The organism is Herbiconiux liukaitaii (assembly GCF_041927495.1).
GTDB lineage: Bacteria > Actinomycetota > Actinomycetes > Actinomycetales > Microbacteriaceae > Herbiconiux > Herbiconiux liukaitaii.
This window is the reverse complement of record NZ_JBHFHG010000009.1, coordinates 87,427-100,466: the sequence shown is the minus strand read 5'-3', so window position 1 is coordinate 100,466 and position 13,040 is coordinate 87,427. Positions and strand designations below refer to the sequence as shown.

Annotated in this window: 11 protein-coding genes; 6 read left to right on the top strand and 5 right to left on the bottom strand. The window is 67.6% G+C overall.

Annotated features, from left to right (window positions below; all coding sequences use genetic code 11):
• The first annotated feature begins 40 nt into the window (after nucleotides 1-40).
• The 6 genes from ACEXQC_RS18950 to ACEXQC_RS18925 all read left to right on the top strand — a co-directional run bounded on the left by ACEXQC_RS18950 (nucleotide 41) and on the right by ACEXQC_RS18925 (nucleotide 7,172).
• A complete protein-coding gene (locus ACEXQC_RS18950) occupies nucleotides 41-1,069 on the top strand; it encodes a BMP family lipoprotein (protein WP_374825884.1) in 1,029 nt (342 codons plus the stop codon).
• Nucleotides 1,069-2,601: an ABC transporter ATP-binding protein gene (locus tag ACEXQC_RS18945; protein ID WP_374825882.1), complete on the top strand. Its 1,533-nt coding sequence runs from the start codon at nucleotides 1,069-1,071 to the stop codon at nucleotides 2,599-2,601. The genes ACEXQC_RS18950 and ACEXQC_RS18945 overlap by 1 nt, the downstream gene beginning before the upstream one ends.
• Before the next feature lie 65 nt (nucleotides 2,602-2,666).
• On the top strand, nucleotides 2,667-3,713 hold the full coding sequence (locus tag ACEXQC_RS18940) for an ABC transporter permease (protein WP_374825880.1): 1,047 nt from the start codon (nucleotides 2,667-2,669) through the stop codon (nucleotides 3,711-3,713).
• Complete coding sequence (locus ACEXQC_RS18935; RefSeq protein WP_374825878.1) at nucleotides 3,713-4,612, top strand: ABC transporter permease; 900 nt, start codon at nucleotides 3,713-3,715, stop codon at nucleotides 4,610-4,612. The genes ACEXQC_RS18940 and ACEXQC_RS18935 overlap by 1 nt, the downstream gene beginning before the upstream one ends.
• A complete protein-coding gene (locus ACEXQC_RS18930; protein ID WP_374825876.1) occupies nucleotides 4,609-5,748 on the top strand; it encodes an NAD(P)-dependent alcohol dehydrogenase in 1,140 nt (379 codons plus the stop codon). Before ACEXQC_RS18935 ends, ACEXQC_RS18930 begins: the two co-directional genes overlap by 4 nt.
• Before the next feature lie 8 nt (nucleotides 5,749-5,756).
• Complete coding sequence (locus tag ACEXQC_RS18925; protein WP_374825874.1) at nucleotides 5,757-7,172, top strand: aldehyde dehydrogenase family protein; 1,416 nt, start codon at nucleotides 5,757-5,759, stop codon at nucleotides 7,170-7,172.
• Between the two features lie 69 nt (nucleotides 7,173-7,241).
• Here ACEXQC_RS18925 and ACEXQC_RS18920 read toward each other — a convergent pair whose 3' ends face one another.
• From ACEXQC_RS18920 to ACEXQC_RS18900, 5 genes are read right to left on the bottom strand one after another with little or no spacing between them, the layout of a single operon-like run.
• Nucleotides 7,242-8,327, bottom strand: a complete 1,086-nt coding sequence (locus tag ACEXQC_RS18920; protein WP_374825872.1) for a zinc-dependent alcohol dehydrogenase — start codon at nucleotides 8,325-8,327, stop codon at nucleotides 7,242-7,244.
• A gap of 47 nt (nucleotides 8,328-8,374) precedes the next feature.
• On the bottom strand, nucleotides 8,375-9,382 hold the full coding sequence (locus ACEXQC_RS18915) for a branched-chain amino acid ABC transporter permease (protein ID WP_374825870.1): 1,008 nt from the start codon (nucleotides 9,380-9,382) through the stop codon (nucleotides 8,375-8,377).
• Complete coding sequence (locus tag ACEXQC_RS18910; protein ID WP_374825868.1) at nucleotides 9,382-10,287, bottom strand: branched-chain amino acid ABC transporter permease; 906 nt, start codon at nucleotides 10,285-10,287, stop codon at nucleotides 9,382-9,384. Before ACEXQC_RS18910 ends, ACEXQC_RS18915 begins: the two co-directional genes overlap by 1 nt.
• A gap of 13 nt (nucleotides 10,288-10,300) precedes the next feature.
• The gene (locus ACEXQC_RS18905) at nucleotides 10,301-11,509 is read right to left on the bottom strand and encodes an ABC transporter substrate-binding protein (protein WP_374825866.1); all 1,209 of its coding nucleotides are present in this window, start codon (nucleotides 11,507-11,509) and stop codon (nucleotides 10,301-10,303) included.
• A gap of 52 nt (nucleotides 11,510-11,561) precedes the next feature.
• Nucleotides 11,562-13,016 (bottom strand): ATP-binding cassette domain-containing protein, encoded by a 1,455-nt coding sequence (locus tag ACEXQC_RS18900; RefSeq protein ID WP_374825864.1) that lies wholly within the window; start codon nucleotides 13,014-13,016, stop codon nucleotides 11,562-11,564.
• Nucleotides 13,017-13,040 lie beyond the last annotated feature (24 nt).

Here is a 13,040-nt window from a genome sequence, read left to right as displayed (position 1 = left end):
CTTGAATAACAGGACACAGCTTCGGATTCAAAGGAGAATCATGGTCACCCGACGCACCACACTCACCAGTAGCTCTGCACTGGCTTTCATCCTCTCCGTCGGCCTGCTCGCCGCCGGTTGCGCCGGTCAGGCCCCGAGCGGCGCCGAAGCTCCGAGCGGAGCCGCCGAGACCGAGGGTGCTGCCACCATCGGGCTCTTCGTCACCAACGCCTTCGGCGACCACAGCTACTTCGACGCTGCGGCCGGCGCGATCGAACCCCTCGAGGAGGGCGGGGCCACCGTCACCACCTACGAGGCGAAGCTGGACCAGCAGAGTTTCGCCCCGCTCCTCCAGGACGCCGCCGACGCCAACGAGCTCGTCTTCGTCGTGGGCCAGGAAGCGATCGACGCGACGTCCCAGGTGGCGTCGGAGAACCCGGACACCATCTTCGTCTTCGTCAACGGGGTCGTTCCGAGCGATGACGTTGTCTCCGTCGCCTTCCGCAACGCCGAGGGCTGCTACATGGGCGGAGCGGTCGCCGCCACTGTCAATGCCCAGGCCCAGCGCGACACCATCGGATTCATCGGCGGATTCAACGCACCCATCGTGCTCGATTGCGAAGCCGGATTCAAGCAGGGCGCCACAGATCTCACACCTTCGCTCTCGCTGGTGAGCCAGTTCGTCGGCTCGTTCAACGACCCGAATAAGGGCTTCGAGGTCGCGAGCGCCGTAGCTCAGCAGGGGGCCTACGCGGTCTACAGCTTCGCGGGGCTCTCCGGCCAGGGCGCCGTAAAGGCGGCGGAGAGCGGGGTCGACATCCTCCCGATCCTCGCCGATTACCCCTCGCTCGGTGCGAAGGTGCCCGCCACCATCAACAACCACACCGAGGTGCTCCTGCTCGACACGGCCGAGCAGTTCTCCACCGGGGAGCTCGAGAAGGGCACCTCGCACTTCTACGGCTTCGCCGAGGGCGCCTACGACGTCACCTACAACGACGACCTGCTGACGGCCGACGAGCAGGCATCGCTCGAGGCCATCCGCGCGCAGATCGAAGACGGAACGATCACGCCGAAAGGCGCCGGATCCTGATGAGCTCGAACCCCGAACCCATCCTCCGAGTCGCCGGGATCACCAAGGCCTTCGGACCGGTCGTGGCCAACGCCGACGTGAGTTTCGAGCTTCGGGCCGGAGAGGTGCACGCCCTCGTCGGGGAGAACGGCGCAGGCAAGTCGACCCTCATGAACATCCTCTACGGACTCCATCTCCCGGATTCTGGCACGATCGAAGTCGAGGGGCTGCCGGTGTCGTTCTCGCATCCCCGAGACGCCATCCGGGCCGGGATCGGCATGGTGCATCAGCATTTCACGCTCGTGCCCGAGTTCTCGGTGCTCGAGAACGTTGCGCTCGGCGACGAGGTCTCCCGGTTCGGGATGGTGCAGGAGTCGGCCATCGTGGAACGGCTACAGCTGCCGCTTCGCATGCTAGGCATGCCGATCGACCTCGGTGCGAAGACCGGGAGCCTGAGCGTGGCGACCCAGCAGCGGATCGAGATCCTCAAGGTGCTCTACCGAGGGGCGAGGATCATGATCCTCGACGAGCCCACGGCCGTGCTGACCCCGCAGGAGTGCGTGGGCCTCTTCGACACCCTGCGCACGCTCGCCGACGAGGGATTCGCCGTCGTCTTCATCTCGCACAAGCTTCGCGAGGTCATGGAGATCGCCGATCGGGTGACGGTACTGCGGGGAGGCCGGACGGTCGTGACCCTCGACCGCCGTGCCACAACCATCCCCGAGCTCGTGGCCGCCATGACCGGGCGGGAGACCGTCAACCTCGGCAGGGTTCCACGGGCAGCCCCCACCCCACGGCCGTTGCTCGAGGTGAAGGGGCTGAGCGGGGGCGTCGCGGGTGACGCCTCCCTCGTGGCTGCGGACCTCGTGGTGCACCAGGGTGAGATCGTGGGCGTGGCAGGAATCGACGGCAACGGTCAGAACTCCCTGTTCTCGCTGCTCACCGGCACGTCCCGTGCGGCGGGGAGCATCGAGCTCGACGGCAACGTCGTGACCCACTCATCGATAGCCGGGCGGCGCTCCGCCGGGCTCGCTTCCGTTCCGGAGGATCGCCATCGGGAGGGGCTGCCGGTGGCGGGATCGGTCTTCGAGGCACTGCTCGGCGGCCGGCTGGCCCGCACTTCGGTGGCCGACGGCCTCAAGCGCTCGCGCAATTCTTCCAATCGAGGGTGGGCCGACGAGTTGGTGCGCCGCTTCTCGATCAAGACGTCGAGCTCCTCGGCCGCGTGTTCGAGTCTCTCCGGCGGGAACCAGCAGAAGGTCGTGATCGCCCGCGAGCTCGCGGGCAGCCCGCGTTGCGTCGTGCTCGCACAGCCCACGCGGGGCGTCGATCTGGGCGCTGCGGACTTCGTCTACGCCACGCTCGCCGAGCACGTAGCTGCGGGCAACTGCGCCGTCGTGATCTCGGCCGATCTCGACGAGTTAATCCGACTCTCCGACCGCATCCTCGTGCTCTTCCGCGGTGTGATCGTGGCCGAGCGCCGAGCAGAGTCGACCACTCGCGAAGAACTCGGTCACTACATGACCGGCGGAGCGTCGGCGGACGCCGCATGAGCGCCGAAGTCGCCGTGGCGAAAGGCGTCGGAGAGTCGCCACCGACGAAGACCGGAAGGGGCAGGATGATCCGGGCCCTCAGGGTTCTGCTGGCCCCCGCAGTGGGTCTCGTCTTCGCCGTCGTGATCATCCAGTTCTATGGCTACCAAGCCCTCCCGACCATTGGCGTGGGCCTTCAATACGCCCTCGGGGATCCCGCAAGCATCGCCAGGACCCTCGCCTGGGGGCTGCCGCTGGCGCTCGCCACCGTCGGGGTCACCGTGGCGTTCAAGACCGGGATGTTCACGATCGGCGCCGAGGGCCAGGTCTACATCGGCGCGCTCAGCGGAGCCGTCGTGGGCGCCTATCTGCCTGCGGTCTTCCCCGCGGCCGATCAGATCGTTCCCCTGCTCGCCGCCGCAGCGGTCGGAGCACTCGTCTCCGCAGGGCTCGGCTGGCTGAAAGCCTACTGGGGAGTCGACGAGGTGCTCTCGTCGCTCCTCTCCAACTACATCCTGCTCCTGCTCTGCGGGTTCCTCGCGAACGGCATCTTCAAGGATCCCGCGGCGCAGTCCCCCGGTGCCACCGTTCCTGTAAAGGAGTCGGCGCTCTTCGCCGACATCCTTCCCCGCACTCAGCTCACGTGGGTGATCGTGATCGCCGCACTCGTGATCGCCGTGACGTGGTGGATCGTCGAGCGATCGACGATCGGCTACCGCTGGAAGATGGTGGGCACCGCTCCCGGCTTCGCACGAGCCGTCGGTATCGACGTGGCGAGAGCGCGCGTGCGTTCGATGGCACTGAGCGGAGCGCTGTGCGGCCTGGCCGGCGGCGTTCTCGTCGTCGCCGGCCACGGCCGCTACTCCACCGAAATCGCTATCGGGCTGGGGTGGGTCGCCCTCATGCTGGCACTCATCTCCCGATCGAAGCCCGGTCTCGCGCTGATCTGGGTGATCGTCTACTCGATCATGCAGAGCGCGGGTCGCAAGATCGAACAGATCGCGGGGGTTCCCACCGAGATGTCCCTCATCATCATCTGCGTGATCCTCATCACCGCCTCCAGCACCGCTGGCCTCATCGGGGCCGCAACCATCGTGGCCGCCCGCCTGCGCAGAAAGGTCGTGACGCGCTGATGGAATGGATAGACGCCTTCTTCGCCTCCGGCGTGCGGGTCACCACACCCATCCTGCTCGCCGCATTGGCATGCCTGCCGACGCTGTGGACACGAGACATCAACATCGGCCTCGAGGGCATCATGATCTTCGGCGCCTTCTTCGGCGTGGCGGCCGGATTGTGGTTCGACTCGGCACTGCTGGCCGTGGCCTTCACCCTCCTGCTGTCGATCGGCGCGGGGTTGGTGTTCGGCCTCCTGGTCACCAAGTTCAAGCTCAACGTGTTCATCGGGGGGATCGTGCTCTTCATCTTCGCCGGTGCCGCGACGGTCCTTCTCCTCGATGCGCTGTTCGGAGTGAAGGGGAACCTCTCCGATCCGGGCATCCCCGCTCTGCTGGTCGTCACCATCCCCGGGATCGACGCCGTGCCGATCCTCGGTGCGGTTCTCTCGGGCCAGACCATCCTCACGTGGGTCGGCTGGCTCCTCGTCGTTGTGATGATCGCCCTCGAACGCCGCTCGGTGATCGTGCGCCACCTCCGGGCCGCGGGATCCCTGCCTGCCGCTCTTGCTACCTCGGGTGTGTCAGTCGATCGGGTGCGGATCTCCGCCCAGGTGTGGTGCTTCGCCGTTTGCGGTCTCGCCGGCGTGCAGATCAGCCTCGGTCAACTCTCGGTCTACACCGATGGAATGACGGGCGGCCTCGGCTTCGTGGCCCTCGCGGCCGCCATCTTCTCCGGCGGCCGCGTCTACTTGGCCGCCCTCGTGAGCGTGGGCTTCGGCTTCGCCACCTCGCTGAGCTTCCAGATCGACAAGAACGTCATGCCCACCGAGCTCACCCAGATGATCCCCTACGCGGCCGCGTTCATCGGCCTCGTCGTTCTGGCACGACGCACGACAGGAAAGAAGGTCCTCACATGACAGATCGATCCCGGACAGCCCTCGCGGCGGTGGCCGAAGTTGGCGGGGGCATGACGCTCTCCTCCGTGGAACTCGACGAGCTGCGCGACGACGAGGTGCTCGTGCAGGTGGTCGCCGCGGGGCTCTGCCACACCGACAGCAGCGCCGCGGCGGGAGTCATCCCGTTCCCCCTGCCCGGGGTGCTCGGCCACGAGGGCGCGGGCCGGGTGCTGGCCGTCGGCACCGGCGTTCGCCGCACAAAGCCGGGCGACGCAGTGCTGCTCAGCTTCACGTCCTGCGGGCGCTGCACCTCGTGCCGCGCAGGTCACCCCGCATACTGCGACCATCACCTGCCCTGGAACCTCCTCGGCGGTCGACGACCGGACGGCTCGGCGACCCTCCGGCGCGACGGAGCGGAGCTCAACGCCCACTTCTTCGGCCAGTCGACCTTCGCCGAGGTCGCCATCGCAGATGAGCGTTCCGTGGTCGTGCTGCCGCCCGACACCACCGACGACGAACTCATCGACTTCGCTCCCCTCGGCTGCGGCCTGCAAACGGGCGCGGGCGCGGTGCTCCGGATCCTCCGGCCGTCGCCGGACTCCGTTCTCGTCGTCACCGGCGCCGGTGCCGTCGGCCTGGCCGCGGTCATGGCCGCCGCGGCCGTCTCGGTCTCGACCATCGTGGTGGTGGACCGTGTCGAGAGCCGGCTAGAACTCGCCGCCGAGCTGGGCGCCACCCACATCATCGACGCCTCGACCAGCGACACAGCCGAGGCCATCGCGGCCATCACCGGGGGCCTCGGAGCCTCCCACGCCGTCGAGACCACCGGCAGCACAGCCGTGCTGGAGATGCTGATCGGCGCCTTGAGCGTGCGCGGGACCGTCGCGGTGATCGGGGCTCCCCGCGCGGGGAGCCGCGCCTCCTTCGACGTCAACTCCCACCTCCCCGGCCGGTCGATCGTCGGCGTCACCCTCGGTGACAGCGAGCCGGAGCAGTTCATCCCCGAACTGATCGCGCTCTATCGCGCCGGACGGTTCCCGTTCCCACGGCTCGAGAGACGCTATCCGTTCACCGAGATCGAGAAGGCCCTCGCCGACGCCTCGAGCGGCGCCACCATCAAACCCGTGCTCGTCATGAGCCACGCTGAAGCGAAATGAGCGATCCTATGACAACCCGCATCCTCTCCTCAGAACGGCCGAGCTTCGATGACGTCAGTCCGATCGACGGCTCCGTCGTGGGCACCTTCCCCGCGCGATCGCCCGAGGAGGCCGTCGAAGTCGTGGCGGCCGCCCGAACTGCGGCGTCGGAATGGGCCGCGGCTCCGTTCACCGACCGTCGCGCCGTACTGCTCCGTGCCGCCGATGTGCTCGAGGAGGGCCTCGAGGAGACCGCAGCGCTGTTCGCCTCGGAGACCGGATCGGTGCGTCCCTGGGCCGAGATGAATGTGCGCGAATCCTCGGCCACACTCCGCGAGGCCGCAGGGCTCACGAGCTCGCCGCTCGGTCAGCTCCTTCCCTCGGAGGACCCCGACACCCTCAACCTCTCGATCCGGCAGCCGGCCGGTGTCTCGCTATCAATCGTGCCGTGGAACGCTCCGCTCATCCTCGCCACCCGCGCGAGTGCGATCTCGCTCGCGGTCGGCAACGCGGTGGTCATCCGGCCGAGCGAGGAGGCCCCCCTCACAGCTGGCCATTTGCTTGCGGGTGCGCTACGGAAAGCGGGTGCCCCCGAGGGGGTTGTCTCCGTGGTCACAACGGCACCCGGCGGGGGGCGGCGTGCGATCGAGGCGATGATCGAGGACACCGCGGTGCGTCGAGTCGTCTTCATCGGATCAACCCCCGTGGGCCGGTCGATCGCGTCGATGGCGGGGCGCGCCCTCACCCCGGCGGTTCTCGAACTCGGCGGCAAGAACGCCACCATCGTGCGGCAGGATGCCGACCTCGACATCTGGGCGGCACCGCTCGCATTCGCCTCGTTCGCGAACTCCGGCCAGGTGTGCATGTGCACCGATCGACTGCTCGTGCACCGTTCCCGCTACGACGAGCTCGTCGAGCGCCTCTCGGCGATCGCAGCCGACATGCCGGTAGGCGACCCGCGGGATCCCACCAAGGCCCTGGGGCCGGTCATCAACGACGCGGCGGCCGACCGCTTCGACGAGCTCGTCGCCGATGTGCGCTCCTCGGGCGGCAGCATCGCTCAGGGCGGCGGGCGCTCGGGCCGGTACCTCTCCCCCACGGTGGTCACGGGCCTGGCTCCGCAGGCGCGGCTGGCGAGCGAGGAGGCGTTCCTGCCCCTGGTCGAGGTCATCCCCTTCGAGACCGACGCGCAGGCGGTGTCCCTCGCCAACCAGGGTGACTTCGGCCTCATCGCGAGCGTCATCTCGAAGGAGTCCGGCGCCGCGATCTCGCTAGCCCGCCAAGTGCGTGCCGGCGCGGTGCACGTGAACGGGCCGTCGGTGGGCGACGAGCCCCACGTGCCGTTCGGGGGTCTCGGCGCGTCGGGGCTCGGCCGGCTGGGCGGCGAGGAATCGGTGCGGTTCTTCACCGACCAGCGCACCATCTACTGGCACGGCGGCCTCTGAGCCCAAGCGAGAATCAAGAGGGGGCGGCCGATCCACATGGATCGACCGCCCCCTCTTGGTCGTGCCCGACTAGCGCAGCTCGGGGCGCACCACGGCCATCCACATGGACTCGGCGCGAGTGGCGAAGTTGTCGCGAGCCCGCCCGGCCTCGTCGAGCGCGAGGCGATGAGTGATCAAGCGGCCGTAGCGTTCCGGGTCGGCCTGGAGCAGTCGGATCGCGTCATGAGCATCCTTGCGTGTGCCATTGCGGGTGCCCACGAAGGTGATGCAGTTGATGGAGAAGGCGGCGGGTGGGATCACAAGCGGCACGGGATTAACACCCATGTGCACGATCCGCGCTCCGGTGCGGAGCCCGCCGAAAACGTAAGAGGCACCGAGGCCGGAGGGGATGTAGTCGATGGCCGCATGAGCACCCTCGGGTTCGGTGGCCCGGATGCGGCCCGCGATCGACTTGGGGTCGGCCTCCTCGCCGACCGCGACGGTCGTGATGCGCTCCGGATCGAGTGCCTTGACCTCGGCGAGTCGATCTTCGTCGCGGCCTACCGCGATGATTCGATGCACGCCGTACTCGGCGGCGAGGGCGATCGTCGCCACACCCATGGCCCCGGTGGCGGCCGTCACGATGAGGGTAGAACCCTTCTCGAGTTCCGCGAGCTTTAGGGCGCGAACGGCGTTCGCGAAGTCGTGCACCTTGGCTCCGAGTTCCATCGACAGCGAATCGGGGAGCACATCGAGGTTGGCCGTGGGCGCGAGCACCTTCTCGGCGAGGCCGCCGTTGTGATATCGGGCGTAGCGGGGCATCGCGGCAGGACCGAAGATGGCGTGGCCGATCATGGCGTTCTGCGCGCACATCATCTCGCGATCGGTGCTGCAGTAGTCACAGGTGCCGCAGGAGAGCAATGGGTGCACGCGCACGCGCTTTCCCACGAGGTGCGCCGACGATTCGTCCCCTACCGACTCCACAACACCGGCGATCTCGTGGCCGAAGATCGTGGGGACGATGGGCACCGCGCCCATGCGCAGGAGGCTGAACGCGCCGGGGGCCAACCCGGCCACCTCCACGCGCACCACCGCTTCCCCCGCCCCGGCGATGGGGTCGGGCACGTCACCGATCTCGAGGGTGCCGTCGTTGTCGATTACCTGGGATGCGAGCATATGGGTCTCCTTTGACGTGTCCTACTATACACGTAGGCCATCCTGAATTACGAGACTCTGCTGCCGTTTGAGGCCATTGCAGTCGTCTCCGCGGCGGTCCTTCTAAGGTTCGTGCGCCGGTTCACCAGTGCGGACAGCCCACCGAGCAGGCCTCCCGGAAGCAGCTTGATGAGCACCACGAGGAGGACTCCCTCGATCAGGATGCTGAGTGTGGGCAGGCCCCGCAGTTGCACCGTGATGACGTAGTAGACGATGACCGCACCAAGGGCGGGGCCCCAGACCCGGCCGAGGCCTCCCACGATCGTCATGACGATGAACGTCATCGACCAGTTCAGGCTGAAGGCCGAGAACGGCTCGATCGTGATCTGCTGCAGCGCCACGATCCCGCCCGCGATCGCGGTGATGGTGCCGGAGAGCATGATGGCGCCCAGCTTGAGACGGAACGGCGAGAGGCCGAGGCTGTCGGCGACGTCCTGATCGTCGCGGACGGCCATCAACCGCAGGCCGAAGGCTCTGTGGGAGGTGCGGATGCTCACCGCGATGGCGATCGCCGCGATGCCGAGGCCGAGGAGGTAGAGCGTCGTGCGGTCCGGAGCGCTCGCCATCGGCACGCTGATGCCCGTCGCCGCCCCTGTGAAGTCCCAGTTCGACATCCAGATGAGCGCCGCGAGCCCCACGGCCATTGAGCCGATGGTGAAGTAGGCGTCGCGGAGGCGGAAGAGCAGGAGCCCCATCAGGAGCGACAGCAGGAGGCCGCACGCTCCGGCCGCGACCAGGGCCGGCAGGAGACCCCAGCCGAGGTCGCGCAGCACGAGTACGGTCGCGTAGGCACCCGTGCCGATGAAGGCCGAGTTCGCGAGCGAGAACTGGCCCGCGAAGCCTCCGATGAGGTTCCAGGCGCTGGCCGCCGCAATATAGAGGAAGAGCGTCGTGAGCAGATCCACCTGGTAGCGGCCGAGCACGTTCACCAGAATCAATCCCACAACGACGACCACCACGAGGCCCGACCACGAGAGACGCTCTCCTCTGAACGTCTTCACCAACCGTGCAGCCATCACGAACCACCTTTCAGAACGACGCCCCGGGCCCTCGAGGCCCGCACCGAGTCGGCGATCCGCCCAGCGAAAGGCTTCACCAGCAGGATCACGATGAACGCCACATAGATCACGAGATCCCGGTACTGACCTCCGAGCACCGAGCTGCCCGCGCTCTGGATGAGACCGAGTGCGAGTCCACCCCAGAGTGTGCCGAGGATGCTCCCGGTGCCGCCGAGCACAACGACCGTGAATCCGATCAGGATGTACGAGGCGCCCGTCGTGGGGGTGAAGGAGTAGCCCACACCGATCAGCACCCCCGCCACGGCGGCGAAACCGGCCGCCGCGGCGAAGGTGAGGGCGTAGATCCGCTTCACATCGATGGCCATCAGGCCCGCCGTCGCCGGATCGGTCGCCGCCGCCCTGAGTGAGGTGCCGAAGCGCGTGCGGGTCATCACGAGGTGGCAGGCGACCACGAGCACGACCCCGATCGCGAAGGCGATGACATCCGAGAGCCGCACCGTGATGCCCGCGATCTCGATACCCTGCAGAGCATAGGCCGCGGGCAGCGAGCGAGCGTTTCCGCTGAACGCGATGACGAGCGCAGAGCTCACGAGGAGCGATACACCGAAGGTCGCCACGAGCGGCGGTTCGAGCCCTCTGCGCAGGAGGCCCGTGAGCACGTAGCGCTGAAGAGGGTAGGCCAGGAGCGCCACCACCGGGGCGACGATGAGGATCGACAGCAGGGGATCCCAGCCCAGGATGGTGACCGCGAGCGAGGCACCGTACGCGCCCAGCACGATGATCTCGCCGTGCGCGAGATTGACGAGCTTCATCACCCCGAACACGAGCGAGAGCCCGAGCGCCACCACCGCGTAGAGGCCTCCCGTGAGGAGCCCCGAGAGGATCACGCCGCCGTCGATCATGGACCGCCCTCCCCTACCGCTGAAGCCCGGCCACGGGCGCCTGAAGCGCGCCCGAGGTATCGGTCTCCGGGTTGACTTCGACCATGCTCGTGCCCTGCCACTGAGCGGAGACCGGCGTGATGTCGGCGACGTTTTCGTCGTTGAACGAGATCGCTCCGCCAGAGAACTCGCCGTCGGTGGCTCCGATGGCCTCGTTGATGGCCTCCGGATCGGTCGATCCGGCGTCGGCGATCGCGGCGAGCATCACCGCGGCCGCCGTCTGGGCCATGATCAGGTTCGACAGGTCGATGTTGTCGCCGAGCTCTCCCACGAACGCATCGACCACTCGAGTGGTCTCGTCGTTGTCGGCGCGCAGGTAGTCGGTGGTCGTCGTGCCCTCGGCCGTCTCGCCGAGCTCGGTCTGGAAGGCGCCGGTGGCCCCGCACTTCTCGCAGAACACCACCTCGGGCACGAAGCCGAGGGCCTTCATCTGCTTCCACAGCGCGAAAGCATCCGGAGGTGTCATCTGGGCAATGACCACGTCGGCGTCCGCCGACTTCGCGTCGTTGATGAACGAGGTGTAGTCGGAGGTGCCCACCGGGAACTCGGCGCGGCTGGCGATCTCGTAGCCGAACTTGGGAGCCTTCTGCTCCCACAGTCCGCCCATGGTGATCCCGTCCTCCTCGTTGTCGGTGAAGAGGGCGACCTTCTTGTTGGTCTCCACGAGATCCGAGGTGGTGAACTGCAGCTCGGTCATCTGTTCCTCGTCGAAGAAGATATCCCAGGCGTACGACCAGCCGTCCGCGTTGGCCCCCCGCCACGCGCGAGTCGGCGTGAGCGAGGTGATGAACGGCACCTTCTCAAGTTCTGCGACGTTCGACATTGGGATGTTGAGGGGAGGGCTCACCGAACCGAGCAGCGCGACCGCATCGTTCTCGAGGATCAGGCTCCGCGCCTGCTCGCCCGCGGTCGTCGAATCGGACTTGTTGTCGAGCACGACGAGCTCGACCTGGCGCTGGGTGCCGTCGATCTCGATCCCGCCCGCGTCGTTGACCTGGGCGACGGCGTCTTCGTAGCCGCTCTGGATGAGCGGGGCGAAGCCCGCTAGAGCGCCCGTCAGCGGGATGCTCGCTCCGATCACGACGGAGTCCGAGGAGCCCTCGCCGCCGCCGCCAGCAGCGCAGCCGGTGAGGATCAGCGCGGACGCCACTGTCGCGGCGATGATGGTTCGTCTCATCTTCATTGATGGTTCCTTCCGGATGCGCGACCGAGGTCGCGAGGTGGGTGAGGCGGAGTCACCGGCCGAGGTAGGCCTGGTGCAGCACCTCTTTGGTGAGCTCTCGCGGGGACCCTGCGTAGACGACGGCACCGCGGGAGAGTACGTAGGCGTGGTTCGAGATGGAGAGACTGCGCTCGACGTCCTGCTCCACGAGCAACATGCTGGTGTTCGAGGCCGCGATGCGTTCGAGCGCCTCGTAGATCTCATCCGCGACGAGCGGGGAGAGCCCGAGGGTGACCTCGTCGCAGAGCAGCAGAGCGGGCCTCGACATCAGGGCCCGTCCGATCGCGACCATCTGCTGCTGACCGCCTGACATCGTCACCGCGATCTGCTTACGCCGCTCTTTCAGGATGGGGAAGATCTCGTAGATCTCGGCTTTGCGCTCCTCCCGCTCCGCCGCTCGGATGCGTAGCCCGCCGAGATCAAGATTCTCCGAGACCGTCAGCCCGGCGAAGAGCTTGCGCCCTTCCTGAGTGTGCGCGATTCCCTTGAGCGCTCGGCGGTGCGCGGGCAGGTGCTCGATCGCCTCGCCCTTCCAGTGAATCGCACCTGAGGAGACCTGCAGCAGTCCGCTGATGCACTGGGTGAGCGAGGTCTTGCCCGCCCCGTTCGCTCCGAGCACCGTGACGACCTCGCCGCCGTGGATGGCGATCGACACCTCGGCCAGGGCCACGATGCCGCCGCGATGGGCCGAGATGGCTTCCACTCGCAGGCCGTCATTGTGTGCGGCGGCTTCTCCGGCCGGCGTTGCGGCCGGGCCACGATCGGCAACCGCGACCGCGTCGGCTTTGGCCGCCCGGCCCCCGCCGAGGTAGATGCGGCTGACCTCCTCGTTCTGCGTGACCTCGGCCGGGGTGCCCTCCGCGATGAGCGAACCCCAGTTGAGCACGAGCACCCGATCCGCGAGTTCATGGATGACCTTCTGCACGTGCTCCACGATCAACAGGGAGGTGCCTGTGGCATGGATGGCCCTGATCATGTCGATCGCGTCATCGAGCTCGCCCTCGTTGAGGCCCGCGCTCACTTCGTCGAGCAGCATGAGGCGGGGTTCGGTCGAGAGGGCGCGCGCCACTTCGAGGCGCTTGAGGTCGAGCAGCGGGAGCTGCCGCGCCAGGCGCCGCCGCTTCGAGTCGAGCCGGGTGAGCTCGAGGATCTCGTCGAGCCGGTCGGCCGCTGACGAGTCGCGTCGGTGCCGCCCGGCCGCCATCCCCACTCGCAGGTTCTCCTCGACAGTGAGGCTCGGCAGCGGGCGCGGCACCTGTCGAGCGAGCGCGATCCCGGATCGGGCCGACCGGTGACTGATGCCGTGTGAGACGACACCGACCCCTTCGAGCACGACCTCCCCCGCGGTGGGCTTGTCGGCCCCGGCGAGAAGCTTGAGTAGAGTGCTCTTGCCGGCACCGTTCGGCCCGATGACGGCGAGTTTCTCACCTCCCGACAGGGCGAACGAGACTCCGGCGAGTGCTGTCACACCGCCGAATCGGCGCGACAGATT

Excerpts from the sequence above, each read along its gene's own strand:
- ACEXQC_RS18920 (WP_374825872.1), bottom strand. The coding sequence starts at position 8,327 with ATGCTCGCATCCCAGGTAATCGACAACGACGGCACCCTCGAGATCGGT.
- ACEXQC_RS18915 (WP_374825870.1), bottom strand. The coding sequence starts at position 9,382 with ATGGCTGCACGGTTGGTGAAGACGTTCAGAGGAGAGCGTCTCTCGTGG.
- ACEXQC_RS18940 (WP_374825880.1), top strand. The coding sequence starts at position 2,667 with ATGATCCGGGCCCTCAGGGTTCTGCTGGCCCCCGCAGTGGGTCTCGTC.
- ACEXQC_RS18910 (WP_374825868.1), bottom strand. The coding sequence starts at position 10,287 with ATGATCGACGGCGGCGTGATCCTCTCGGGGCTCCTCACGGGAGGCCTC.
- ACEXQC_RS18930 (WP_374825876.1), top strand. The coding sequence starts at position 4,609 with ATGACAGATCGATCCCGGACAGCCCTCGCGGCGGTGGCCGAAGTTGGC.
- ACEXQC_RS18945 (WP_374825882.1), top strand. The coding sequence starts at position 1,069 with ATGAGCTCGAACCCCGAACCCATCCTCCGAGTCGCCGGGATCACCAAG.
- ACEXQC_RS18950 (WP_374825884.1), top strand. The coding sequence starts at position 41 with ATGGTCACCCGACGCACCACACTCACCAGTAGCTCTGCACTGGCTTTC.
- ACEXQC_RS18925 (WP_374825874.1), top strand. The coding sequence starts at position 5,757 with ATGACAACCCGCATCCTCTCCTCAGAACGGCCGAGCTTCGATGACGTC.
- ACEXQC_RS18905 (WP_374825866.1), bottom strand. The coding sequence starts at position 11,509 with ATGAAGATGAGACGAACCATCATCGCCGCGACAGTGGCGTCCGCGCTG.
- ACEXQC_RS18935 (WP_374825878.1), top strand. The coding sequence starts at position 3,713 with ATGGAATGGATAGACGCCTTCTTCGCCTCCGGCGTGCGGGTCACCACA.